Genomic DNA, 24,449 nt, shown 5'->3' with positions numbered 1-24,449 from the left:
GGCCCCGACGAGCAAGGATCGTGATGACCGCCTCGACGTTGTACGAGCAGGAGCACGAGGACTTCCGCGCCACCGTGCGCGGCTGGGTGGAGCGGCACGTCGTGCCCAACGCCGAGCGCTGGGAGGAGAGCGGTCTCGTCGACCGCGAGCTCTTCACCGCCGCGGCGCAGGACGGCGTGCTCGGCTTCTCCATCGACGAGCAGTACGGCGGCGGCGGGGTGGACGACTTCCGCTTCAACGCCGTGATGAACGAGGAGCTCGGCCGCGGCGCGGTCTCCAGCGGCACCGGCGGGATCGCCCTGTCCAACGACATCGTCTTCCCGTACTTCACCGGGCTGACCACCGACGAGCAGAAGCAGCGCTGGCTGCCCGGCATCGCCAGCGGCGAGCTCATCACCGCCATCGCCATGACCGAGCCCGGCACCGGCTCCGACCTCTCCGGGATCGCCACCCGGGCGGTGCGCGACGGCGACGACTACATCGTCAACGGCGCCAAGACCTTCATCTCCAACGGCCAGAACGCCGACCTCGTGGCGACCGCGGTGCGCACCGGCGACGACCCGCACAAGGGCATCTCGCTGCTCGTCATCGAGCGCGGCATGGAGGGCTTCGAGCGGGGCCGCAACCTGGAGAAGATCGGGCTGCACGCCCAGGACACCTCCGAGCTGTCCTTCACCGACGTGCGCGTCCCCGCGGCCAACCTGCTCGGCGAGGAGGGCAGCGGCTTCCTCGGCCTGATGCGCAACCTGCCGCAGGAGCGCCTGGCCATCGCCCTGGGCTCGCTGGCCGCCGCCGAGGGCACCTTCGCCCGGACCCTGGAGTACGCCAAGGAGCGCACCGCCTTCGGGCGGCCGATCGGCACCTTCCAGAGCTCGCGGCACGCGCTCGCCGAGATGAAGACCGAGCTCGACGTCACCCGCGCCTACGTCGACGAGTGCCTGCGCAAGCACGTCGCCGGCGAGCTCAGCGCCGAGGACGCGGCCGCGGCGAAGTGGTGGTGCACCGAGCTCCAGGTGCGCCTGGTCAGCCGCTGCCTGCAGCTGCACGGCGGCTACGGCTACATGCGCGAGTACCGGGTCGCCCGGGACTACGAGGACTGCCGGATCGCGACGATCTACGGCGGGGCCACGGAGATCATGAAGGAGATCGTCGGACGAGGGATGGGACTGTGACCGCTTACATCTACGACGCCCTGCGCACCCCGCGCGGCAAGAACCGCGGCGGCGCCCTGCACGGCACCAAGCCGGTCGACCTGGTCGCCGGGCTGCTGCACGAGCTGACCCCGCGCAACCCGGGCCTGGACCTCGGCGAGATCGACGACATCGTGCTCGGGGTGGTCTCGCCGGTCGGTGAGCAGGGCGGCGACATCGCCCGCACCGCGGCCATGGTCGGCGGCCTGCCGGAGAGCGTCGCCGGGGTGCAGCTGAACCGCTTCTGCGCCTCCGGGCTGGAGGCGGTCAACACCGCCGCGGCCAAGGTGCTGGCCGGCGACTCCTTCGTCCTCGGCGGCGGCGTCGAGTCGATGTCCCGGGTGCCGATGGGCAGCGACGGCGGCGCCTACCACCAGGACCCGACCACCGCCTACGACCACTACTTCGTCCCGCAGGGCATCGGTGCCGACCTGATCGCCACCCTCGAGGGGTTCACCCGCGAAGACGTCGACGAGTACGCGCTCACCTCGCAGCGCCGGGCGGCCGAGGCGGTCGCGGCCGGACGCTTCGACCGCAGCCTGGTCCCGGTCCGCGACCTCAACGGGGTCCCGGTGCTGGAGCGGGACGAGCACCCCCGCCCGGACGCCACCACTGAGTCGATGGCCGGGCTGCGTCCCGCCTTCGCCGGCATCGGCGACCAGGGCGGCTTCGACGCGGTCGCCCGGCAGCGCTACCCGCACGTCGAGCGGATCGAGCACGTGCACACCGCGGCGAACTCCTCCGGGATCGTCGACGGCGCCGCCCTCACCCTCGTCGGCAGCCAGGACGCCGGACGGCGCGCCGGGATCGCCCCGCGCGCCCGGGTCGTCGCCAGCGCCGTCGTCGGCTCGGAGCCCACGATCATGCTCACTGGCCCCACCCCGGCCACCGAGAAGGTGCTCGCCCGGGCCGGGATGAGCGTCTCGGACATCGACCTCTTCGAGCTCAACGAGGCCTTCGCCGCGGTCGTGCTGAAGTGGATGAAGGACCTGAAGATCCCGCACGACAAGGTCAACGTCAACGGCGGCGCGATCGCCCTGGGCCACCCGCTCGGCGCGACCGGCGCGATGATCCTGGGCACCCTGCTCGACGAGATGGAGCGGCGCGACCTCAGCACCGGCCTGGCCACCCTGTGCGTCGGCGCCGGCATGGGCGTCGCCACCGTCATCGAGCGCGTCTGAGCGACGCGCAGGGCCGCTGGTCCACCCAACGCAGCAGCGACGACGCGGCCGAGCGCCGCAGCGAGACCACCCGAGAGGACGCGAGCATGAGCACGCAGCAGGAGATCCCCGGTCTGCACTGGGAGCAGGACGCCGAGGGCATCGTCGTGGTGACGATGGACGACCCCGACCAGAGCGTCAACACGATGAACGACACCTGGTCGGCCGGCTTCTCGGCGATGGTCGACCGGCTGGAGGCGCAGCGCGAGAGCATCACCGGTGTGGTGCTCACCAGCGCCAAGTCCACGTGGTTCGCCGGGGGTGACCTCACCCTGCTCTCCCAGGGCACCCCGGACCGGGCCGCCGAGCTCACCGCGCACATCGACGCCATCAAGGCCGACATGCGCCGGCTGGAGCAGCTCGGCCGGCCGGTCGTCGCCGCGCTCAACGGCTCGGCGCTCGGCGGCGGCCTGGAGATCGCGCTGGCCTGCCACCACCGGGTCGCCGTGGACCGCCGCGACCTCAAGGTCGGGGTCCCCGAGGTCACCCTCGGTCTGCTGCCCGGCGGCGGCGGCGTCACCCGCCTGGTCCGCATGCTCGGTCTGCAGCCGGCGCTGATGGACTGGATCCTCACCGGCACCCAGCACCGTGCGTCCGCGGCGGCCGAGAAGGGGGTGCTGGACCAGCTGGTCAGCGACGAGTCCGAGCTGGTGCCGGCGGCGGCCGCCTGGATCCGGGAGAACCCGGAGGCGGCGCAGCCGTGGGACGTCAAGGGCTTCCGGATCCCCGGCGGCGGCGCCGACCACCCGAAGGTCGCCTCGGTGCTACCCGCCTTCGCCGCGAACCTGCGCAAGCAGACGAAGGGGGCGCCCTACCCGGCGCCGCGGGCGGCGCTGGCGGCCGCGGTCGAGGGCAGCCTCGTCGACATCGACACCGCCACCCGGATCGAGTCCCGCTACCTGGTCAGCCTGATCACCGGGCAGGTCGCCAAGAACATGATCGGCGTCTTCTTCGCCACCCAGCGGGTCAACGGCGGGGCCTCGCGGCCGGACGGGCCGGCCCCCTTCGCCGCCCGCCGGGTCGGGGTGGTTGGTGCCGGGATGATGGGTGCGGCGATCGCCTACGTGTGTGCCCGCTCCGGCATCGAGGTCGTGCTCAGCGACCTCGACCTGGAGACGGCGCGTCGCGGCAAGGGGTACGCCGAGCAGCGGGAGCGCGCGGCGGTCGAGCGCGGGCGGACGACGGCCGAGCGCTCCGCCGAGCTGCTCGCCCGGATCACCCCGACCGACGACCTGGCCGACATGGCCGGCATCGACCTGGTGATCGAGGCGGTCGCCGAGTCCGTCCCGGTCAAGCACGAGGTGCTGCGCCGGGTCGAGGAGGTGGCCCCGGACGCGATCCTCGGCAGCAACACCTCGACCCTGCCGATCAGCGACCTGGCGGCCGGCGTGCAGCGCCCCGAGCGGGTCGTCGGGATCCACTTCTTCTCCCCGGTGGACAAGATGCCGCTGGTCGAGATCGTCGTCGGCGAGCAGACCAGCGACGAGAGCATCGCGGCCGCCTTCGACCTCGGGCGGCAGATCCGCAAGACGCCGATCGTGGTCAACGACGGCCGCGGGTTCTTCACCTCTCGGGTGATCGGCCGCTTCATCGACGAGGGCATCGCCGCCGTCGGCGAAGGGGTGGAGCCGGCCCTGGTCGAGCAGGCCGCGCTGCAGGCCGGCTACCCGACCGGGCCGCTGCAGCTCATGGACGAGCTCACCCTCACCCTGCCGCGCACCATCCGCAAGGAGACCCGGGCGGCGACCGAGGCGGCCGGCGGCACGTGGACCGAGCACGGCGCCGAGCCGGTGGTCGACGCGATGATCGACGAGCACGGGCGCACCGGGCGCGCCGGCGGGGCCGGCTTCTACGAGTACGACGCCGACGGGCGACGGACCGGGCTGTGGCCGGGGCTGCGCGAGGCCTTCACCTCCGGCAGCGCCCAGGTGCCGATGACCGACCTGCAGGAGCGGATGCTCTTCGCCGAGGCGGTCGACAGCGTGCGGTGCCTGGACGACGGGGTGCTGCGCTCGGTCGCCGACGCCGACGTCGGCTCGATCCAGGGGATCGGCTTCCCGGCGTGGACCGGCGGGGTGCTGCAGTACATCAACCAGTACGAGGGCGGACCGGCCGGCTTCGTCGAGCGGGCCCGCGAGCTGGCCGACGCCTACGGTCCGCACCTGGCTCCGCCGGAGTCGCTGGTCGAGCTGGCGGCGGCAGGCCAGACCTACCGCTAACCCCCAGGTCCGCAACTGCCCGGGCAATTCACGCGAAGGTCCGCAACTGCCCGGGCAATTCACGCGAAGGTCCGCAACTGCCCGGGCATTTGCGCAGTCGGGGGAGGGGTCAGGCGTCCAGGGCGCGGAGCATGAGCTCGCGGGTGACCCGTCGGTGCCCCGGGCTGTCCTGCCAGTGCAGGTGGCGGCCCACCTCGACGACGACCCCGAGCGCGGCGTGCACCAGCACCCGCGCCTCGCGGACCTCGAGCTCCGGGCGGTGCCGCCGCAGCTGCTCGGTCCACAGACCCACGTGGTCACGCTGGACCTGCACCACCGGGCGCCGCAGATCCTCCGGCAGTCCGAGCACCTCGGCCTCGGCCACCGCGGTGAGCGCGGTGCAGGCGAAGGCGTGGTCGACGTAGGCCTCGGCCAGCCCGGCCAGAGCGAGGCGCGGTGCCGTGTCGACGTCCACCCGGGCCTGCACCGCCGCCTGCAGCGAGTCCGCCGCCTGCAGGCAGGCGGCGGCGAGGATCTCGGTCTTGCCGTCGAAGTGCCGATAGAGCGCGGACGGGGTCAGCCCGACGTCCGCGGCGATCCGGCTCATCGTCACCTGGGCGAATCCCTCCCGGTGGAAGAGCGGCACCGCGGCGGCGAGGATCTGCTCGCGCCGGCCGGCGCCGGGGGCGAGCACCGACGCCACCGACGTCTCGCCGGAGCCCGCGCCTCCCCGGTCGTCGGCGTGCAGGTCGACGTCCGCGGTGGCCGCCCGCAGCGCGGCCTCGGTGACCAGCCGCTCCAGGCGTCGCGCGGCCAGGCTGGTGCGGTGCACCGTCACCGAGCCGATCGCGCCCAGCGCGGCCGCCGTGCGGCTGCTGCGGCTGGCAGCTGGCTCCGGGGCGGCACGACCCACGTGGGCGTCCACCCCCTCCACGACCTCGGCGAAGCGCGCCCGCAGCGACGCCCGGTCGTCGGCGTCGAGGTACCGGGCCTCCCAGCGGTAGAGGCTGCCGGTAGCCCGGTCGGCCACGGTGGTGCGGGCCAGCGCCAGCAGGACCTGCCCCAGGTCGGCGTCGGCCTCCTGCTCTGCCAGCGTCTCGGCGAGCGAGCCGACCATGACCTCGGTGCACTGCCGGAAGAGCTCGTACTTGCTCGGCACGTGCCGGTAGAGGGCGGCGGCGGTGATCCCCACCGCGCGGGCGATGTCCTCCATCGAGGTGCCCGGGTAGCCGCCGGCGGCGAAGGCTCGACCGGCCGCCAGCAGGATGAGCTCCTTGCGGTTGCGCGGGCGGCTCCCTGGTGCCGCGGGTCGACGACTCATCCGGCTCGCCGCCCGGCCCCCAGGGTTCCCATGCCCGGCAGTCAACCACGCCCGCCTGTGGTCCGGGCAGCCGACCAGTGAGACGCACCCATGTGATTCGCGATTAACAAAACCCCTTCCCAGCGGGTGGTCCGGCTGGCATGCTGAGCAGAGACCGAAGCAGCGCAGCATCGGAGGATCCCCGCGATGACGAGCACCACCACCGCCCCGGCCTGGACGTTCCGCAACCACTGGGTCGCGCACGTCGCGACGCACGCCCTGATGCGCCCGGAGCGGCCCGCGCTCCGCTTCCGCGGGGAGAGCACCAGCTGGGCCCAGCTCTCCGACCGCTCCCGTCGGCTGGCGGCAGCGCTGGCCGAGCGTGGCGTCGGCGAGGGCGACCGGGTCGCCCTGCTCACCCTCAACCACCCCTGGTTCGTCGAGGCCGTGCTGGCGGCCAACAGCCTCGGCGCGATGGCGGTTCCGCTGAGCTTCCGGCTGGCACCGCCCGAGCTGGACTACATCCTCGCCGACTGCACCCCGGCGGCCGTCGTCGTCGACGCGCCGCTGGCGCCGCTGCTCGCGGCCACCGAGCAGGCCGCCGCCGTGGGCGCCACCGTCGTCGTGGGCGAGGCCGAGCAGCCGGTCGCCGGCGAGCCCTTCGAGGAGCTCGTCGCCGCGCACGAGCCGATCGACGTCCCCGACGTGCCGGAGGATGCCGTCGCGCTGATCATGTACACCTCCGGCACCACCGGCCGGCCGAAGGGGGTCATGCTCACCCACCGCAACCTGCAGGTCCAGGCGCTGACCTGCATCCGGGCGATGGAGATGTTCGACGACTCCGACGTCGGCTTCCTCACCGCCCCCTTCTTCCACATCGCCGGGCTCGGCTCCACGGTGGCCAACCTGCTCGTCGGCGCCACCACCGTGATCCATCCGCTCGGTGCCTTCGACCCGGCCGCGGTGCTCGACGCCTACGAGGCCGAGGGGGCGACCGTCGTCTTCAACGTGCCCCAGCAGTGGGACCTCATCTGCGCCCAGCCGGACATCGCCGAGCGCGACCTGCGGCTGCGGATCATCAGCTGGGGGGCGGCGCCGGCCAGCGACGCCACCCTGCAGGCGATGGGGGAGCAGTTCCCGGACGCGCTCAACGTCGCGGTCTTCGGGCAGACCGAGACCTCGCCGATCACCTGCGTGCTGCGCGGGGCCGAGTCCCGCCGCAAGCTCGGGTCGGTGGGCCGGCCGATCCCCTCGATGCAGGTGCGGGTCGTCGACGAGGAGATGCGTGACGTGCCGGCCGGCGAGGTCGGCGAGATCGTCTACCGCGGGCCCAACGTCATGCAGGGCTACTGGAACAAGCCCGAGGAGACCGCGGCCGCCTTCGACGGCGGCTGGTTCCACTCCGGGGACCTGGTCCGTCAGGACGAGGAGGGCTACCTCTGGGTGGTCGACCGCAAGAAGGACATGATCATCAGCGGCGGCGAGAACATCTACTGCGCCGAGGTGGAGAACGCGGTCGCCTCGCACCCGGACGTGCTCGAGGTCGCGGTGATCGGCCGTTCCGACGAGCGCTGGGGCCAGGTTCCGGTCGCCTACGTGACGATCGGCGCCCAGGCCGCGGAGCTGACGCTGAGCGACCTCAACGAGCACGTGTCCGGGCGGATCGCCTCCTTCAAGCTGCCCAAGGACCTCGTCGTCAGCCGGGAGCCGCTGCCGCGCAACGCCGGCGGCAAGGTGGTCAAGGGCGCGCTGCGCGAGCAGGACCGCGCCGCCGGCTGAGCCGGGTCACGTCCGGCGTCGGCGGTCCCCGGTCTGTGCCGCGTCGCCGCGGTCAGCCGGCAGCCACCTGCCACCAGGGCACGTCCAGCTCGGCGAGCAGCTCGCGCAGCAGCGGCAGGCTCAGCCCGACGACCGTGCTCGGGTGGCCCTCGACGGTGGTGACGAAGGGGGCGCCCAGCCCGTCGAGCGTGAAGCCGCCGGCGACGTGCAGCGGCTCTCCGGTGGCCACGTAGCCCTCGATCTCGGCGTCGCTGATCTCGGCGAAGGAGACCGCTGCCGAGGCCGGGCGTCCCACCGCCCGTCCGGTGGCCAGGTCGATCAGCCGGTGGCCCGAGTGCAGCACCCCGCGGCGCCCACGCATCGCCCGCCACCGCCGCGTGGCCTCCGGCGCGGTACCGGGCTTGCCGTGCACCGCCCCGTCGATCTCCAGCACCGAGTCGCCGGCCAGCAGCAGCCGGTCGTCGCCGCCGAGCCGGGCGGCGACATCCGCCCCCTTCGCCTCGGCGAGCAGCTGGGCCAGGGCTGCCGGGGTGAGCTCGGGCTGCTCGCGCCGGGCCTGGTCCTCGACGGCGCGCTCGTCGACCTCGCTGACGACGACCCCCGGCTCGATGCCCGCGGCGCGGAGCAGGCCGAGGCGGGCGGGGGAGGCGGAGGCGAGGACGAGCTGACGGGGCACGTCCCCATCGAACCAGCCGCACCGCGTCGCGTTTCGCGCGCACGCCGCCCATCGTGTTAGATAGGCTCGCCTTACCTATCTCGGGTCCGCCCGACCACCTTCCTAGGAGCTCCATGTCCACGCGCATCCTCAGCGCCGCCGTCGCGGCGGTCGCGACGCTCGCCCTCGCCGCCTGCGGGAGCTCGTCCGACGACGCCGACTCGACCTCCGGCGGCGACGGGGGCTCCGGTGCCTGGCCGGTGACCATCGAGCACGCCTTCGGCGAGACCACCATCGAGGAGAAGCCGGAGCGGGTGGCCACCGTGGCCTGGGCCAACCACGAGGTGCCGCTGGCGCTCGACGTGGTCCCGGTGGGCATGGCCAAGGCCGACTACGGCGACGACGACGGCGACGGCGTGCTGCCGTGGGTCGAGGAGAAGCTCACCGAGCTGGACGCCGAGACCCCGGAGCTATTCGACGAGACCGACGGCATCGACTTCGAGGCCGTGGCCAACACCGAGCCCGACGTCATCCTCGCCTCCTACTCCGGCCTGACCCAGGAGGACTACGACACCCTCAGCGAGATCGCTCCGGTCGTCGCCTACCCGGACATCGCCTGGGGCACGACGATGGACGAGATGATCGAGATGAACAGCACGGCGCTCGGCATGGAGGCCGAGGGCCAGGAGCTCATCTCCGAGCTCGACGCGACCATCGAGGAGACCGTCGCCGACCACCCCGACCTCGCCGACAAGAGCGCGGTCTTCGCCTACCTCGACCCGAAGGACCTCTCCCAGGTCGGGTACTACAACACCAACGACCCGCGCGCGGTCTTCCTCGAGGACCTCGGCTTCACCACCCCGGAGATGGTCAGCACCGCCGCCGAGGAGAGCGAGGAGTTCTACACCACGGTGAGCTCGGAGCAGGCCGACGACTTCGAGGACGTCGACCTGATGATCTCCTACGGCGACGACACGCTGCTCTCGACCCTGCAGGACGACGCGCTGCTCTCCCAGATCCCGGCCGTCGAGAACGGCTCGGTAGCCGTGCTCGAGGACGGCACGCCGCTGGCCGCCTCGGCCAACCCGTCGCCGCTGTCCATCGACTGGGGCCTGGACGAGTACCTCACGATCCTCGACGAGGCCGCCGCGAAGGCGAAGTGAGCACGACCCTCAGCCCGGCCGAGCCGGAGTCGCCGCCGCAGACCGGGACCCGGTCTGCGGCGGCGGCGCGCCTGGGCTGGATGCTGCTCGCCCTGGCCGTGCTGGCCGGGGTGGGCCTGCTCTCGCTCGTGCTCGGCAACCGCGGGGTGAGCCTGGACGACGCGGTCGCCGCCCTCGGCGGGGCGCAGGACACCATCGGCCAGGCCGCGGTGACCAAGCGCATCCCGCGCACCGTGCTGGCCATGCTCGTCGGCGCCGCCCTGGGCGCGGCTGGCGTCGTGCTGCAGGGGCTGACCCGCAACCCGTTGGCCGACCCGGTGATCTTCGGCATCACCCCCGGCGCCGCGCTCTTCGTCGTCGTCGGCATGGCCTTCTTCGGGCTCAGCTCGCCGACCGGCTACGTCCTGGTCGCCAGCGCCGGGTGCACGGTCGCGGCCGTCTTCGTCTACACCATCGGCTCGATGGGCCGGGGCGGCGCGACACCGCTGAAGCTGGCCCTGGCCGGGGCGGCCAGCGGAGCCGCCTTCCAGTCGATGAGCACGGCGATCCTGCTTCCCCGGGTCGACGTCATGGACTCCTACCGCTTCTGGCAGATCGGCGGGGTGGGCGGCGCCTCGCTCACCCGGATCATGCAGGTGCTGCCCTTCCTCGTCCTCGGGGCCCTGCTGGCCATGGCCATCGCCCGGGGTCTGAACGCGCTGGCGCTGGGCGAGGAGCTGGCCTCCGGGCTCGGCGAGCGGGTCGGGCTGATCCGCGGGCTGGCGACGGCCGCGGCGGTGCTGCTGCTCGGCGGGGCCACCGCTGCGGCCGGGCCGATCGCCTTCGTCGGGCTCGTCGTGCCGCACGCCTGCCGCCTGGTCGTCGGGCTCGACCACCGGTGGCTGCTGCCCTTCTCGATGGTCGTCGGGGCGGTCCTGCTCACCGCGGCCGACGTCATCGGCCGGGTGGTCGCCCGCCCCTCGGAGGTCGACGTCGGGATCGTCACCGCGCTCGTCGGGGCGCCGATCTTCATCCTCATCGTCCGCCGGCAGAAGGCGCGTGCCCTGTGACCACCACCTCGCCCGCCTCGCCCCCGCCCGCCTCGCCGTCGGACGCGTCGCCGGACGCCGCCGTCGGCACGCGGCAGCGGTTCCGCGCCGGCCGCACCCGGCGCTCCCGCTCCCGCCTCACGGCCTGCCTGGCCATGGGCGCGGCGGTGCTCGTGCTCTTCATGGCCAGCCTCATGGTCGGCGAACGCTTCTACGGGCCGGGCGAGGTGCTGCAGGTCATCGCCGGTCAGGACGTGCCCGGGGCCTCCTTCACCGTCGGCACCCTGCGCCTGCCGCGGGCGGTCCTGGCGGTGCTGGCCGGGGTCGCGCTCGGCCTCGGCGGGGTCACCTTCCAGACGATGCTGCGCAACCCGCTGGCCTCGCCGGACATCATCGGCATCTCCAGCGGCGCCAGCGCCGCCGCGGTCTTCTGCCTCGTCGTGCTGCACCTCGACGAGACGATCACCTCGGTCGTCGCCATCCTCGCCGCGATGGGCGTCGCCGGGCTCATCTACGCGCTCGCCTACGAGGGCGGGGTGCTGGGCACCCGGCTCATCCTCATCGGCATCGGCATCGCGGCGATGCTCGACGCGCTCGTCGGGTACGTCATCGTCAAGGCCGCGGCGTGGGACGTGCAGGTGGCGATGCGCTGGCTCAGCGGCAGCGTCAACGGCGCCAGCTGGTCCACGGTGCTGCCGCTGCTGGCCGCGGTCCTCGTGCTCACCCCGGTGCTGCTCAGCCAGTCCTCGGGGCTGCGGCTGATGCAGCTCGGCGACGACGCCGCCTCCGCGCTGGGGGTGCCGGTGGAGCGCACCCGGCTGGTGGCCATCCTCGCGGCCGTCGCGCTCATCGCCTTCGCCACGGCGGCGGCCGGCCCGATCGCCTTCGTCGCCTTCCTCGCCGGCCCGATCGCCGCCCGGATCACCGGCTCCGGCGGCTCGCTGATGGTCCCGGCGGCCCTCGTCGGTGCGCTGCTCGTGCTCGGCGCCGACCTGCTCGGGCAGAACGCCTTCGGCAGCCGCTACCCGGTGGGCGTCATCACCGGCGCCCTCGGCGCGCCCTACCTCGTCTACCTGCTCATCCGCACCAACCGCGCCGGAGGTTCGCTGTGACCGACGACCACACCCTGCACGCCCGGCAGGTCACCCTCGGCTACGGCGAGCGCACCGTCGTCGAGGGCCTGGACCTGCTCGTGCCCCCCGGGGAGATCACCGTCATCGTCGGGGCGAACGCCTGCGGCAAGTCCACCCTGCTGCGCTCGCTGTCGCGGCTGCTGACCCCCGCCGAGGGCACCGTGGTGCTCGACGGCCAGGACCTGCACCGGCTGCCGACCAAGGAGCTCGCTCGCACCCTGGGACTGCTCCCGCAGTCGCCGATCGCCCCGGAGGGAATCGTCGTCGGTGACCTCGTCGCCCGCGGCCGCAGCCCGCACCAGCGGATGCTCAGCCGCTGGTCGTCGGCGGACGACGAGGCGGTCGCCGAGGCGCTGGACCTCACCGCCACCGCCGAGCTGGCGGACCGCGCGGTGGACGAGCTCTCCGGCGGTCAGCGACAGCGGGTGTGGATCGCCATGGCGCTGGCCCAGCAGACCGACATCCTGCTGCTGGACGAGCCGACGACCTTCCTCGACATCAGCCACCAGGTCGAGGTGCTCGACCTGCTCACCGACCTGAACCGTGAGCGAGGCACGACGATCGTCATCGTGCTGCACGACCTCAACCTCGCCGCGCGCTACGCCGACCATCTCGTGGCCATGTGCGGCGGTCGGATGGTCGCCAGCGGCGCCCCCGACCGCGTGCTCACCGCGGAGACGGTCGCCGAGGTCTTCGGCATGCGCAGCCAGGTGATCCCCGACCCGGTCTCCGGCAAGCCGCTGGTGCTGCCGATCGGGCGGCACCACGGGCCGGTCACCACAGGCGCCGAGCCCGAGGCCGCGACCACCGGCTGACCCGGGGCCACCGGCCGACCCCGGGCCGCCGACCCAGCGGTCGCCGACCCAGCGGTCGCCGACGCCGGGCGCGCCGGGTTCGTGCTCAGCCCAGCACGTCGTCGACGAAGCACCACCGCCAGGCCTCGCCCGGCTCCAGGCTGGCCATCACCGGGTGCCCGGTCTCGTGGTGGTGGGTGCTGGCGTGCCGGCCCGGCGAGGAGTCGCAGCAGCCGACGTGCCCGCACTGCGTGCACACCCGCAGGTGCACCCAGCGCTGCCCGGCGGCCACGCACTCCTGGCAGCCCTCCGGGGTGGTCGGGGTGACGCTGGCTGGCTGCGCCGCCAGGTGCTCGCAGCCGGGCGCCACCTCCGGCGGCGGCAGCAGCGGCGAGCGGCGGATCCGGGCGGCCTTGTCCGCGCCGTAGGAGATCGCCGACTCCTCGGCGTCGAGCTGGCGCAGCACCCCGGCGAGGACCTCCTGGTCCACCTGGCCCTGGCTGCGGATGCGCAGCAGCTCGGCCCGCTCGGCGTCGATCATCTGGGTGCGCATCCGGGCGCTCGCCTCGGCCGGGGTCTCGCCCTCGCTCTCGCTGAGGCTGCCCAGCCGCTCCCAGGTGCGGTTGACCCGGATGGTCGACTGCTCCTTGAGCTCGGCGAGCACGTCCGGGTCGGAGTCCGGGTCGGCCTCGAGCTCGCGCAGCCCGGCGCCGGTGATCGCGCCGACGACGCTGGCCTCGACGAGCGCGTCCTGGCGCGGGTCGGGGCCCTCGACGCCCAGCGCGGCCGCCACCCGGGGCAGGCTGAGCCCCTGCAGCAGCAGGGTGCCGACGGTGACCACGAGCGCGATCATCACCAGCACCGGCTGGTGCGGGGTGCCCTCGGGCAGGGTGAAGGCGGCGGCCAGGGTGACCACGCCGCGCATCCCGGCCCACGACCCGACGAGGCTCTCCCGCACCCGGGAGTGCCCGGGCACCCCGTCCACCCGGGTGTAGACCCAGGCGAAGGGCACCATCCACAGCGGCCGCAGCAGGAGCACGGTGGCCAGCACGACGAGGCTGATGAGCATGGTCCGGCCGAAGGTGAGGTCCTGGGCGTCGTCCAGCGCCTGCAGGATCTCCTGCAGCTGCAGGCCGATGAGCAGGAAGACCGCGTTCTCCAGGACGAAGGTGACCGTGGTCCAGTTGATCCGCTCGGCCAGCCGGGAGGACGAGCTCTGCAGCCGCGGGGCCTTGTGGGCCAGCAGCAGACCGGCGGTGACCACGGCCAGCACCCCGGAGGCCTCCAGCGACTCCGCCGGGACGAAGGCGATGAAGGGGCTGGCGAAGGAGAGCGCGGTGTCCGCGGCGCTCTCGGTGAGGTAGCGGCGCAGCATCCCGACGACGACGAAGGTGAGCACCCCGATCCCGACGCCGCCGACGACCGCCCACACGAAGTCGCCGGCGACCCCGGCGACGCTCACCTCCTCGCTGCCCGCGCCGTGCACCGCCAGCCCGGCGGCGGCCAGCGCGGTGCGCAGCGACACCAGGGCGGTGGCGTCGTTGAGCAGCGACTCGCCCTCGAGCAGGGTGGTGATCCGACGGGGGAGACCGATCTGCCGGGCGACCGCGGTCGCGGCGACCGCGTCCGGGGGAGCGACGATGGCACCGAGGGCGAAGGCGACCGCGAAGGGCAGGTCCGGGATGAGCGCCTGAGCGACCAGGGCCACCCCGAGCGCGGTGAAGAGGACCAGCCCCACCGACAGCCCGAGGATCGGGACGGCGTTGGTGCGGATGTCCACCAGGGAGGTGCTGATCGCCGCCGCGTAGAGCAGCGGCGGCAGCAGCCCGTAGAGCACGAGCTCGGGGGACATCGAGATCTGCGGGACGACGGGCAGCAGCGAGCCGACCGCGCCGACGCCGAGCAGGACCAGCGGGCTGGGCAGGCCGATCGGCTCGCAGGCGCGGGCCACGACGATGACGGTGACCGTGACGCCGACGAGGAGCAGAGCGATCGAGAGGGGGTCCACGCAGGACATTGTGCGGCACGCCACAGCCGCTGCCGAACCCGCTGACCCTCGGTAACTTACTGTTCCGTAGGTACGCGGGTCGTCGTCGCCCCCTTCGCGGCCCGGACGCCCGCCACCTGGAGGACACATGTCCCGGACCGCACGAACCCTCACCGGCGCCACGCTGACGCTCGCCCTGTCCGTCCCGGCCGTCGGTGCCGCCGGCGCCGACGAGAACGACGTGCCCGGCACCGCTGGCGCGGAGACCCTCACCGGCGTCGCCGAGCCGGAGCGGCGCGACTTCTACGAGCCGCCGGAGGACATCCCGGCCACGCCGGGCACCGTCCTCAAGGAGGAGCCGTCGACCTCGGTCCTCGACCCGCTCGGGCTCAAGGCAGCCCACTTCGACGCCCGCCGGGTGATGTACTCCTCGCTGGACCGGGAGGGCACCCCGATCGCCGTCACCGGCATCGTCATCACCCCGAAGAAGGCCTGGACCGGTCAGGGCGAGCGCCCGGTGGTCAGCTACGCCCCCGGCACCCAGGGGATGGGTGACGGCTGCGCGCCGACCCGCTTCCTCTCGGACAGCTTCGAGTACGAGTCGCTCTTCTTCAGCTCGCTGCTGGCCGAGGGCTACTCGGTGGCGATGACCGACTACCAGGGGCTGGGCACGCCCGGCGCGCACACCTACATGAACCGGGAGGTGCAGGGGCACGCGGTGCTCGACATGGCCCGTGCCGCCCGGGCGCTGCCCCGCAGCGGCCTGGCCACCAGCCCGATCGGCATCGTCGGCTACTCCCAGGGCGGCGGCGCGGCCGCCTCCGCCGCCGAGCTGCGGGCCGAGTACGCCCCGGAGCTGCCGGTGAAGGGAGTCGTCGCCGGCGCGGTGCCCGCCGACCTGGCGAAGGTCGCCGAGAACCTCGACGGCTCCTTCTGGGCGGCCTTCCTCTACTTCGCCCTCGTCGGGCTGAGCCAGGGGCACCACGTCGACCTGCCCGCCTACCTCAACGAGGACGGCAAGGCGCTCGCCGAGAAGGTGGAGAGCGCCTGCGTGACGAACTTCGGCGAGTACGCCTTCACCGAGTCCGCCGACTACTCCGCCGACGGTCGGCCGATCACCGACTACCTCGACGAGGAGCCCTTCAAGAGCGTGATCGCCGAGAACACGATCGGCGAGCGCACCCCTGACGTGCCGGTGCTGCTGACCCACAGCCGGCTGGACGACACCATCCCCTACGGCGTCGGCAAGCAGCTGGCCCGCGACTGGTGCGCCAGCGGCACGAACCTGCGCTGGAGCCCGAACTGGGCCCCGCTGCACCTCGGCGGGATCCTGCCGAACAGCTCGCAGGTGATCCCCTTCCTCGAGGACCGCTTCGAGGGCAAGGCGCTGCGCAGCAACTGCTGGGCGGTGCGCTGACCGGGCCGACGCCCCACGGGTCGAGGTGATCCGCGCCGCGCACGTCGGCGTGGATCACCTCGACCCGGCGCTCGCGGCGGGCGCGGTGGTGTGCTGCGGTCAGGAGAAGACGGCCAGGTAGGCCGCGTCGCCCCGCCCGGCCGAGACGGTCGCCGCGTCGACGTAGATGGTGACCGTGTCTCCGAAGGAGTCGGTGTAGGTGATCGAGTCGGCGGTGCTCCCGGTGCGGCTCCAGTCGCTGCCACCGGTGCCGTACCCGTCGAAGAGCGTGGACAGCACCGACGCCGTGGCGTAGGCGTCGGCGGCGTCCCGGTCGCCGACGCCCCAGGCGCGCACCAGCGCGTCGCCGTAGTCGCCGACGTCGCTGGGCAGACCGGTCGCGGCGCCGGGGTCCTCCTCCGCCGCGGCGTCCTCGCTGGTGCCCTCCCACTCGACGTTCGCGCTGACCACCGCGTCCGGCGCGCCGACCGTGACGGTGTCCAGCAGCACGTAGAGGGACTGCCCGGTGCCGTCGGTGTAGCCGACCTGGGTGCGGCCGTCCTGGCTGGTGACCGCGTCGCGGGTCCACGTGCTGCCGCCCCGGCCGTCGTAGGCGAAGAGGGAGTCGACGGCGTCGCCGGTGGCGTAGCGCTCGGCCTCGACCCGGTCGCCGACCCCCCAGGCGCGGACGAAGGCGTCGGCGTACTCGCCGGGGTCGCCCGGCAGCTCGCCACCGGCGTCCGGTGCCGGGGCGCTGCTCGTGCTCGTCGTCGCGGTGCTGGTCGATGCCGAGCTCGTCGCCGGCGCGGCGGAGGACGAGTCGCTGGCCGGGGTCGAGGACTCGGTCACGGTGACCGTGCTCGAGGAGTCGGAGCTCTGCTCGGACGTGCCGAGCGAGCACCCGGTGAGCAGGACGGTCAAGGTTGCGGCCCCCGCCGCGACGACGCGCATGAGGTCAGGCTAGGGCGCTGCCACGATCTGCGGAGTAGTCCGAGCGAACCCCCTGCCGGTCGAGGTGATCCGCGCCGCGGGCGTCGTCGGGGATCACCTCGACCCAGGATCAGGGCGAGAGCGCGGACCGCAGGGTGTCCAGGCCGACGCTGCCGACGTCCAGGGCACGCGCGTGGAAGTCCTTGAGCGAGAAGGCGTCTCCCTCTGCCCGCCGGGCCTCGTCGCGCAGGTCGAGCCAGATCCGCTCGCCGATCTTGTAGCTGGGCGCCTGGCCCGGCCACCCGAGGTAGCGGTCCAGCTCGAAGCGCAGCTGCTCGGTGCCCTGGTTGGCATAGCTGTCCAGCATCTGCCACGCCTTCTCGTAGGTCCACGCGCCGCCCCCGACCTCGGCCGGCGCGTCCAAGCCGCAGTGCACGCCGATGTCGATGACCACCCGCACCGCGCGCAGCGACTGCCCGTCGAGCAGGCCGAGGTAGTCGCCGGGGTCGTCCATGAAGCCGAGGTCGGCCATCAGCCACTCCGCGTAGAGGGCCCACCCCTCGGCGTGGCCGGAGGTCATGCTGGCCAGCCGGCGCCACCGGTTGAGCAGGTCGCGCCGGTGCACCGCCTGCCCGATCTGCAGGTGATGGCCGGGCACCCCTTCGTGGTAGACCGTGGTCAGCTCGCGCCAGGTCCCGAAGGTGGTGACCCCCTTCGGCACCGACCACCACATCCGCCCCGGCCGGGAGAAGTCGTCGCTGGGACCGGTGTAGTAGATGCCTCCGGTCTGGGTGGGGGCGATCATGCACTCGATGGTGCGCACCGGGTCGGGGACGTCGAGGTGCACCCCGTCCAGCCGGTCGACGACCTCGTCGGCCCGCTGCTGCATCCACGCGCGCAGCGCCTCGGTGCCGTGCAGCTGGTAGCGGGGGTCGGCGTCGAGCAGCGCCACCGCCTCCTTCACGCTCGCCCCGGGACGGATGCGCTCGGCGGTCTCGCGCATCAGCCCGTCGATCCGGGCCAGCTCCTCCTGGCCCCAGGCGTAGGTCTCCTCGAGGTCGATCTGCGCACCGAGGAACTGCCGCGAGTGCAGCTGGTAGCGCTCGCGACCGACCGCGTCCCGCTCGGGCGCCGCCGCCCGCACCCGGCGCAGCCGGTCCGGGAGGGCGGCGTAGGCGGCCGCAGCCGCCTCGACGCCGTGGCGGAGCGCGTCGGCCACCGCTGGGTCGAGCGCCCGGCCGTCGGCGCTGGCACCGCGCAGCAGGGTTGCGTAGTAGCCGTCGGCGGCGGTGAGGTCGCGCGCCTGCTGGGCGACCGCGTCCACCTGACGGCGGGCCGGCGCCCGGCCCGTGTCCAGACCGGCGTGCAGCGAGGCCAGCCAGCCCTCCAGCGCGGCGGGGACCTGGCCGAGCCGTCGGGCGATGGTGCGCCAGTCGTCGTCGGACGAGGTGGGCATGACGTCGAAGACGTCCCGGATGCCCTGGGCGGGGGAGGCGATGACGTTGAGATCCGCCAGGTCCTCCCCGGCGGCATGCATCTCCTCGGCGAGCCCGAGCCGCTCGCGCATCGCCTCGAGGGTCACCCGGTCGATCTCGTCCTGCGGGGCCGCGCGGTCGAGGGCGGCCAGCGTGCGGCGGCGCAGCGCGGAGTGCTCGGCGAGCCCGTCGGGGGAGAGGTCGTCGAGCCGGTCCTCACCGCCCGGGAGGCCGAGGTAGGTGGCCTCGATCGGGCTGAGCGCCACCTCGGCGTCGAGGTGCGCCTCGGCGATGCGGTCGATCTCGGTCTGCTGGCGTGGCCCGTCGCTCGGCGCGTTCATCTGCCCGACGCTACCGGCCCCGGCGGTGCACCACCCGTGCAGGCGCCGGCCGCTCAGACCAGCATCCTGCAGCGCTCAGCCGCGGGCGAGCACCTGCTCCAGATCGTCCCGGTCGGACCCCGCGAAGACCCCGGCGTCCAGAGCCGTCTGTGCGGCCTCGGTGTCGCCCATGAAGGCCCGCAGGCTCGTCGGGACGTCCACCCCGGAGCCGGCCGGCTCGACGAGCACCGGGTCACCGGGCTGGATCGTGCCCGGCTGCAGCACCCGCAGGTAGGCGCCGACGCGGCCCCGCTCGGCGAACCGGCGGACCCACCCCTTCTCCTGCATCCGGGCGGCGAAGGTGGCGCACGGGATCCGCGGCGCGCTCACCTGCAGCACGGCCGAGCCGATCCGCCAGACGTCGCCGATCTCGGCGGCATCGACGTCCAGGCCGGTGATGGTGAGGTTCTCGCCGAAGAACCCGTCCGGCATCGCGCGACCGAGCTCGTCCGCCCAGTGGTCCAGCTCCGCGCGGGCCACGGCGTAGACCGCCTGGTCGCTGCCGCCGTGGTGACGGCCCTCGCCGATGAAGTCGCCGGCCACGCCGCTGACCCCTTCGCCCGCCGGTCCCTCCCGCTTGGGGCCGGGGTCGGCGACGGTGATCTGCTCCACGGGCTGCTTGCCGATGCCGGTGGGGCGCCCCTTCGGCACCGCCTGCTGCATCGGTCGTCCGACGTTGGTGGAGAGCACGCTGGCCATGGCGCCACCGTAGCGGGCGCGCGCGATGCGGTGGTCGAGGTGATACACGCCGTCGAAGGGGGTGGGTATCACCTCGACCCACGGGTGGACGCGCGTCATGCACAGGGGGTCGGCTGGTCGAGGTCCCGTCCACCATGCGCGACCGTGGGGGGCCAGGGCGATCTGCCGGGGGTGACCCTCAGGCATGGCTACCTCGGTCGAGACGCTCCGGGACCTCGCCTCCGCCAGCGGGCTGGTGCTCGGTCGCCGGCAGCTGCGCGAGCACGGCTGGACCCACAAGCAGGTGCGTCGGGAGGTCCGGGCCGGTCGCTGGGTCGTGCAGGGGCAGCAGGCGGTGGCCCTGCACAACGGCCCGCTGAGCGCCCGAGGACGTGCCGTGCGCGCGGTGTGGGAGGTGGGGGAACGGGTGGCCGCGCTGGACGGGGTGTCGGCGCTGGCCTGGCACGGGCTGACCGGGTACCAGGACGAGCGGGTGCACGTCTCGGTGCCGCACACGGCACGGGTGAGCGCCCCCGGCGACGTCGTGCTGCACAAGGTGGCGCGCCGCGCGGCGGGAGAGGTGCTCGCCCGGGCGGTGCCGGTGACAGCACCGCTGTGGGCGAGCGTTCGGGCGGGGCACTGGGCGGTCAGCGACCGCCAGGCTGCGTTGCTGCTGGTCATGCCCGTGCAGCAGCGCCTCGTCGATGCCGCCGCGCTGCGAGACCTGACCCGGCAGCCTCCGGGTCGGACGCGCCGGCGTCACCTGCGGGAGATCGGGGAGGCGGTGCACGGCGGGGTCGAGTCGATCGGCGAGCTCGACCTGGGGGCGATGTGCCGGCGGCACGCGCTGCCGCCCCCGTCCCGCCAGGTGGTGCGCGAGACGCCGGGAGGTCGCTGCTACCTCGACGCCTTCTGGGAGGAGGCGGGCTTCGGCATCGAGGTCGACGGCAGCGGTCACCGCGCGGGCGCGCACGTGGCCCTGGACCACCTGCGCACCAACGACCTGGTCATCGGGGGCGAGCCGTTGCTGCGGGTGGACCTGCTGGGGCTGCGGCTGTACGAAGGTCGGTTCGCCGCGCAGATCCGCAGCATGCTCGCGAGACCGCGGCGGTCGAGGTGATCCACGCCGTCGAAGGGGGTGGGTATCACCTCGACCCAGAGGCGGAGGGGGTGACGGGGAGGGTCAGCGGGGGAAGGCCGAGGCCCGCCAGCCGCCCGGACCGGGGGAGACCGGGCGACGCACCAGGCGCTCGCGCGAGGCCCAGCGCGAGACGGGGCGCGGAGCCTCCTCCGGCTCTCCGCCGCCGAGGCCGCTGATCACGGCCAGCAGCGCGGCGACCTGCTCGTCGGTGGCCTCGCCGAGCACCTCGATGGCGCGCACCGAGGTCGGCTCGTCCGTGGCCTCCGTGGCCTCCGTGGCCTCCGTGGCCTCCGTGGCCTCCGGGTCAGATCCCTCAGCAGGCGACCGGGTCACAGCGGGATGTTCCCGTGCTTCTTGGCCGGCAGGCTCTCCCGCTTCCTGCGCAGCGCGCGCAGCGCCCGGGAGACGTTCATCCGGGTGTTGCTCGGGGTGATCACCGTGTCGATGTAGCCGCGCTCGGCCGCCACGTACGGGTTGGCCAGCGCGTCCTCGTAGGCGGTGATGAACTCCTGCCGCGCCTCCTCGACGTCCCGACCCTCGCTCTCGGCCGCCGCCAGCTGCTTGCGGTAGAGGATGTTCACCGCGCCCTGGGCGCCCATCACGGCGATCTGCGCGGTCGGCCAGGCGAGGTTGATGTCGGCGCCGAGGTGCTTGGAGCCCATGACGTCGTAGGCGCCGCCGTAGGCCTTGCGGGTGATGACGGTGACCAGCGGCACGGTCGCCTCGGCGTAGGCGTAGATGAGCTTGGCGCCGCGCCGGATGATGCCGTCCCACTCCTGGTCGGTTCCGGGCAGGAAGCCGGGGACGTCGACGAAGGTGAGCACCGGCACGTTGAAGGCGTCGCAGGTGCGCACGAAGCGGGCCGCCTTCTCCGAGGCGTCGATGTCCAGCGTCCCGGCGAACTGCATCGGGTTGTTCGCCACGACCCCGACCGAGCGGCCCTCGATCCGGGCGTAGCCGCAGATCATGTTCGGCGCGAAGAGGGGGTGCACCTCGAGGAACTCGCCGTCGTCGACGACGTGCTCGATGACCCCCTTCATGTCGTAGGGCATGTTCGCCGAGTCCGGGATCACCGTGTCGAGGAAGCGGTCCTCGTCGGTCACCGCGAGGTCGAGCTCCTCGCCGTAGACCGGCGGGTCCTCGAGGTTGTTGCTCGGCAGGTAGGACAGCAGCGCCTTGACGTAGTCGATGGCGTCCTCCTCGTCGCTGCCCATGTAGTGCGCCACACCGGACTTGGTGTTGTGGCTGCGGGCGCCGCCGAGGTCCTCGAACTCTACGTCCTCGCCGGTGACGGTCTTGATGACGTCCGGGCCGGTGATGAACATGTGCGAGGTCTGGTCGACCATGACGGTGAAGTCGGTGACCGCGGGGGAGTAGACCGCCCCGCCGGCGCACGGGCCCATGATGAGGCTGATCTGCGGGATGACCCCGGAGGCGTGCACGTTGCGCTTGAAGATCTCGCCGTAGAGGCCGAGCGAGACCACGCCCTCCTGGATGCGGGCGCCGCCGGAGTCGTTGAGGCCGACCACCGGGCAGCCGATCTTCATCGCGAAGTCCATGATCTTGACGATCTTCTCTCCGAAGACCTCACCGAGGGAGCCGCCGAAGACGGTGAAGTCCTGGGCGAAGACGGCGATCTGGCGACCGTCGACGGTGCCGTAGCCGGTGACCACGCCGTCGCCGTAGGGACGGTTCGCCTCCTGGCCGAAGTTCGTGCTGCGGTGCCGGGCGTACTTGTCCATCTCGACGAAGCTGCCCTCGTCGAGGAGCATCGCGATCCGCTCGCGCGCGGTCTTCTTGCCTCGCGCGTGCTGCTTCTCCACCGCCCGCTCGGACCCGGCGTGGGCGACCTCGGCGACCCGGCGCTTGAGGTCGGCGAGCTTGCCGGCGGTGCTGTGGATGTCGATGTCCGCGGGGACGTCGGTCCCACCGATGCTCTGGTTGGCCTCCACGGAGGACTCGGTGCTCTGCGACATGCGGCCCACCCTAGCCTTGCCCGGGTGAGGACATCCGTCGACGTCCGTCGGCTGACGCAGGCCCTGCCCGGGCAGGACGGCTGGCAGCCCCCGGTGGTGCTGGCCGAGGTGGGCTCGACCAACGTCGAGGCCCGCCGCCTCGGGGTGCCCTGGCAGCCGGTGCTGGCCGAGCAGCAGACCGCGGGCCGGGGCCGCCTGGGGCGGCGCTGGGGCGAGGTGCCTCGGGCCGGGGTGGCCGTCTCGGTGCTCGTGCCCCGGGTGCAGCCGGACGGCTGGCTGCCGCTGGTGACCGGGCTCGCGGTGCGCGAGGCCGTCGCGGCCGCGGGCGTCCAGGCAGACCTGAAGTGGCCCAACGACGTGCTGCTGCCGGCCGACGAGGACCGCAAGACCTGCGGCATCCTCTGCGAGCTGGTGCCGGGCACCGACCTCGTGGTGGTCGGCGCGGGGGTCAACGTCGACCACGACCGCGACGAGCTGCCGGTCCCGGGGGCCACCTCGGTGCGGCTGGCCGGCGGGACGGTGGACCGGACCGGGCTGGCGGCCCGGCTGCTGATCGGGCTGCGTCGCCGGCACGCCGCGGTGCGCGCGGGCGGCACGCAGGCGGCCGCCGTGCGGGAGGAGTACCGCTCGGCGTGCGTGACGATCGGGCGCGAGGTCGACGTGCACCTGCCGGACGGCAGCGTGCAGCGCCACCACGTCGACGGCGTGGCCGACGACGGGGGCCTGCGGCTGCGGGGGCGCTTCGATAGCCTCAGCGCCGGTGACGTGCACCACATCCGGCCGCCGGGCACGGACGCAGCGTCCGGCTGAGGCCGGCGCGTCACCCGGGCACCGACGAGCACAGCGGACGAAGGAGGGCGCAGGATGGACGCGGACGACCGCGAGCCCTCGGCGCCCCCGAGCACCCCGTCGGACGCGAGCGAGGCGGACCCCGGGGCGCGCGCCGACGACGGGACCAAGCGGCTGGGGCGGGACCCGCTGCCCGACGTGCTCGAGCGTGCTCTGCTGGGCCGGCCGGCCTCGCTCGGTCGGCGCCAGGTCTCCCGCGGCGCCGGGGTCTCGGTGCGCTCGGCCCGCCGCTTCTGGCACGCCCTCGGCTTCCCGCTGGTCGGCGAGGGCGACGCGATGTTCACCGAGGCCGACCTCGAGGCGCTGCAGCGGGTCGCCGACCTGGTCCGCCGCGGCGAGGTCGAGGAGGAGTTCGCGCTGGCGATGACCCGCGCCCTGGCCCGCACCATGGACCGGCTGGCCAGCTGGCAGACCCAGCTGCTGCTGGAGGAGGTGACCCGCGAGCTGGGCGACCTCGAGCCGTCCCGCGAGGCCACCGCGGCGATCACCGAGGAGACCGCGATCCGGGTCGCCGAGCACGTCGACGACCTCGAGCCGCTGCTGGCCTACGTCTGGCGCCGTCAGCTCTCGGCGGCCATCAACCAGGTCATCACCACCGCCTCCAGCGACGAGGACCCCGCCGCGCAGCCGCTGGTCATCGGCTTCGCCGACCTGGTCAGCTTCACCTCGGTGGTGCGCCGCCTCGACGAGCGCGACCTGGCCCGGATGGTGCAGCGCTTCGAGGACCTGTGCACCGACATCGTCACCGCCCACGGCGGCCGGGTGGTCAAGACCGCCGGCGACGAGGTGATGTTCTCCACCGCGGAGGCGGCCCCGGCCGCGGCCATCGCGCTGGACCTCGTCGAGGCGATGGCCGCCGACGACCTGCTGCCGGACGCCCGGGTCGGGATGGCCCACGGCAACGTCGTGCACCGGCTCGGCGACGTCTTCGGCACCACCGTCAACCGGGCCAGCCGGCTGACCGCCGCGGCCCCGGCCAGCGGCGTCTTCGTCGACGACCCGCTGGCCCGGCTGCTGGCACCGCTGAGCGCCTTCTCCACGACCCCGACCCGGCGGCGCACCCTGCGCGGGCTGGGTGAGGTGGTGCCCTCCCGGCTGGTCCGGGTCACCGGCGTCCGCGGACCGCAGCCCGGTGTCCACCCGTAGTCCCGGCCGGCCGCGCCACGACCACCTAGGA

General features: G+C 73.6%; 20 protein-coding genes. 12 read left to right on the top strand and 8 right to left on the bottom strand.

The features are described 5' to 3' along the window. The first annotated feature begins 23 nt into the window (after positions 1-23). The 3 genes from BJY28_RS00695 to BJY28_RS00685 all read left to right on the top strand — a co-directional run bounded on the left by BJY28_RS00695 (position 24) and on the right by BJY28_RS00685 (position 4,629). Complete coding sequence (locus BJY28_RS00695) at positions 24-1,172, top strand: acyl-CoA dehydrogenase family protein (RefSeq protein ID WP_179461303.1); 1,149 nt, start codon at positions 24-26, stop codon at positions 1,170-1,172. Further along, the gene (locus BJY28_RS00690; RefSeq protein WP_179461302.1) at positions 1,169-2,371 is read left to right on the top strand and encodes an acetyl-CoA C-acetyltransferase; all 1,203 of its coding nucleotides are present in this window, start codon (positions 1,169-1,171) and stop codon (positions 2,369-2,371) included. The genes BJY28_RS00695 and BJY28_RS00690 overlap by 4 nt, the downstream gene beginning before the upstream one ends. An 86-nt stretch (positions 2,372-2,457) precedes the next feature. After that, positions 2,458-4,629 carry a 3-hydroxyacyl-CoA dehydrogenase NAD-binding domain-containing protein gene (locus tag BJY28_RS00685; RefSeq protein WP_179461301.1) on the top strand — a complete coding sequence of 724 codons (2,172 nt, stop codon included), beginning with the start codon at positions 2,458-2,460 and terminating at the stop codon, positions 4,627-4,629. A gap of 109 nt (positions 4,630-4,738) precedes the next feature. Here BJY28_RS00685 and BJY28_RS00680 read toward each other — a convergent pair whose 3' ends face one another. Beyond that, positions 4,739-5,929 carry a TetR/AcrR family transcriptional regulator gene (locus tag BJY28_RS00680; RefSeq protein WP_179461300.1) on the bottom strand — a complete coding sequence of 397 codons (1,191 nt, stop codon included), beginning with the start codon at positions 5,927-5,929 and terminating at the stop codon, positions 4,739-4,741. A 186-nt stretch (positions 5,930-6,115) separates the two neighbouring features. Here BJY28_RS00680 and BJY28_RS00675 point away from each other — a divergent pair, with 186 nt between their 5' ends. After that, positions 6,116-7,687, top strand: a complete 1,572-nt coding sequence (locus tag BJY28_RS00675; RefSeq protein WP_179461299.1) for a long-chain-fatty-acid--CoA ligase — start codon at positions 6,116-6,118, stop codon at positions 7,685-7,687. Positions 7,688-7,739: 52 nt separating this feature from the next. Here BJY28_RS00675 and BJY28_RS00670 read toward each other — a convergent pair whose 3' ends face one another. Then, complete coding sequence (locus BJY28_RS00670) at positions 7,740-8,363, bottom strand: Maf family nucleotide pyrophosphatase (RefSeq protein WP_179461298.1); 624 nt, start codon at positions 8,361-8,363, stop codon at positions 7,740-7,742. 113 nt (positions 8,364-8,476) lie between these two features. On the opposite strand from BJY28_RS00670, the gene BJY28_RS00665 reads away from it, so the two are divergent. From BJY28_RS00665 to BJY28_RS00650, 4 genes are read left to right on the top strand one after another with little or no spacing between them, the layout of a single operon-like run. Further along, entirely contained in the window at positions 8,477-9,505 is a 1,029-nt protein-coding gene (locus BJY28_RS00665) for an iron-siderophore ABC transporter substrate-binding protein (RefSeq protein WP_179461297.1), read from the top strand. After that, positions 9,502-10,554, top strand: a complete 1,053-nt coding sequence (locus BJY28_RS00660; protein WP_343036885.1) for a FecCD family ABC transporter permease — start codon at positions 9,502-9,504, stop codon at positions 10,552-10,554. Before BJY28_RS00665 ends, BJY28_RS00660 begins: the two co-directional genes overlap by 4 nt. Then, positions 10,551-11,645: a FecCD family ABC transporter permease gene (locus tag BJY28_RS00655; protein ID WP_343036884.1), complete on the top strand. Its 1,095-nt coding sequence runs from the start codon at positions 10,551-10,553 to the stop codon at positions 11,643-11,645. The genes BJY28_RS00660 and BJY28_RS00655 overlap by 4 nt, the downstream gene beginning before the upstream one ends. Beyond that, on the top strand, positions 11,642-12,481 hold the full coding sequence (locus tag BJY28_RS00650) for an ATP-binding cassette domain-containing protein (protein ID WP_179461296.1): 840 nt from the start codon (positions 11,642-11,644) through the stop codon (positions 12,479-12,481). Before BJY28_RS00655 ends, BJY28_RS00650 begins: the two co-directional genes overlap by 4 nt. 85 nt (positions 12,482-12,566) lie before the next feature. On the opposite strand, the gene BJY28_RS00645 is transcribed toward BJY28_RS00650, so the two are convergent. Beyond that, a complete protein-coding gene (locus tag BJY28_RS00645; RefSeq protein WP_343036883.1) occupies positions 12,567-14,468 on the bottom strand; it encodes a cation:proton antiporter domain-containing protein in 1,902 nt (633 codons plus the stop codon). Positions 14,469-14,595: 127 nt separating this feature from the next. Here BJY28_RS00645 and BJY28_RS00640 point away from each other — a divergent pair, with 127 nt between their 5' ends. Further along, a complete protein-coding gene (locus BJY28_RS00640; RefSeq protein ID WP_179461294.1) occupies positions 14,596-15,864 on the top strand; it encodes a lipase family protein in 1,269 nt (422 codons plus the stop codon). Positions 15,865-15,963: 99 nt separating this feature from the next. Here the strand turns inward: BJY28_RS00640 and BJY28_RS00635 are convergent, their stop codons facing one another. The 3 genes from BJY28_RS00635 to BJY28_RS00625 form a co-directional block, all read right to left on the bottom strand. Beyond that, a complete protein-coding gene (locus BJY28_RS00635) occupies positions 15,964-16,794 on the bottom strand; it encodes a hypothetical protein (protein ID WP_179461293.1) in 831 nt (276 codons plus the stop codon). A 109-nt stretch (positions 16,795-16,903) separates the two neighbouring features. Further along, positions 16,904-18,589: a DUF885 domain-containing protein gene (locus BJY28_RS00630; RefSeq protein ID WP_179461292.1), complete on the bottom strand. Its 1,686-nt coding sequence runs from the start codon at positions 18,587-18,589 to the stop codon at positions 16,904-16,906. Between the two features lie 75 nt (positions 18,590-18,664). Then, positions 18,665-19,426 (bottom strand): MOSC domain-containing protein, encoded by a 762-nt coding sequence (locus BJY28_RS00625; protein WP_246313314.1) that lies wholly within the window; start codon positions 19,424-19,426, stop codon positions 18,665-18,667. Between the two features lie 85 nt (positions 19,427-19,511). Between BJY28_RS00625 and BJY28_RS00620 the strand changes: the two genes are divergently transcribed. Continuing rightward, positions 19,512-20,426, top strand: coding sequence for a ferredoxin reductase domain-containing protein (locus BJY28_RS00620; RefSeq protein ID WP_179461291.1), 915 nt, complete (start codon positions 19,512-19,514; stop codon positions 20,424-20,426). A 63-nt stretch (positions 20,427-20,489) separates the two neighbouring features. Here the strand turns inward: BJY28_RS00620 and BJY28_RS16700 are convergent, their stop codons facing one another. Beyond that, a complete protein-coding gene (locus BJY28_RS16700; RefSeq protein WP_218875117.1) occupies positions 20,490-20,780 on the bottom strand; it encodes an acyl-CoA carboxylase epsilon subunit in 291 nt (96 codons plus the stop codon). Then, positions 20,777-22,423 (bottom strand): acyl-CoA carboxylase subunit beta, encoded by a 1,647-nt coding sequence (locus BJY28_RS00610; protein ID WP_218875115.1) that lies wholly within the window; start codon positions 22,421-22,423, stop codon positions 20,777-20,779. Before BJY28_RS00610 ends, BJY28_RS16700 begins: the two co-directional genes overlap by 4 nt. Positions 22,424-22,447: 24 nt before the next feature. Between BJY28_RS00610 and BJY28_RS00605 the strand changes: the two genes are divergently transcribed. Then, positions 22,448-23,233, top strand: coding sequence for a biotin--[acetyl-CoA-carboxylase] ligase (locus tag BJY28_RS00605; protein WP_179461290.1), 786 nt, complete (start codon positions 22,448-22,450; stop codon positions 23,231-23,233). A gap of 54 nt (positions 23,234-23,287) precedes the next feature. Continuing rightward, positions 23,288-24,418: an adenylate/guanylate cyclase domain-containing protein gene (locus BJY28_RS00600; RefSeq protein ID WP_179461289.1), complete on the top strand. Its 1,131-nt coding sequence runs from the start codon at positions 23,288-23,290 to the stop codon at positions 24,416-24,418. The last annotated feature ends 31 nt before the right edge of the window (positions 24,419-24,449 follow it).

The organism is Janibacter alkaliphilus, from assembly GCF_013408565.1.
In the GTDB taxonomy this organism is placed as follows: domain Bacteria; phylum Actinomycetota; class Actinomycetes; order Actinomycetales; family Dermatophilaceae; genus Janibacter; species Janibacter alkaliphilus.
The sequence above is the reverse complement of the archived record's forward strand: the minus strand, read 5'-3'. Positions and strand labels throughout refer to the sequence as shown.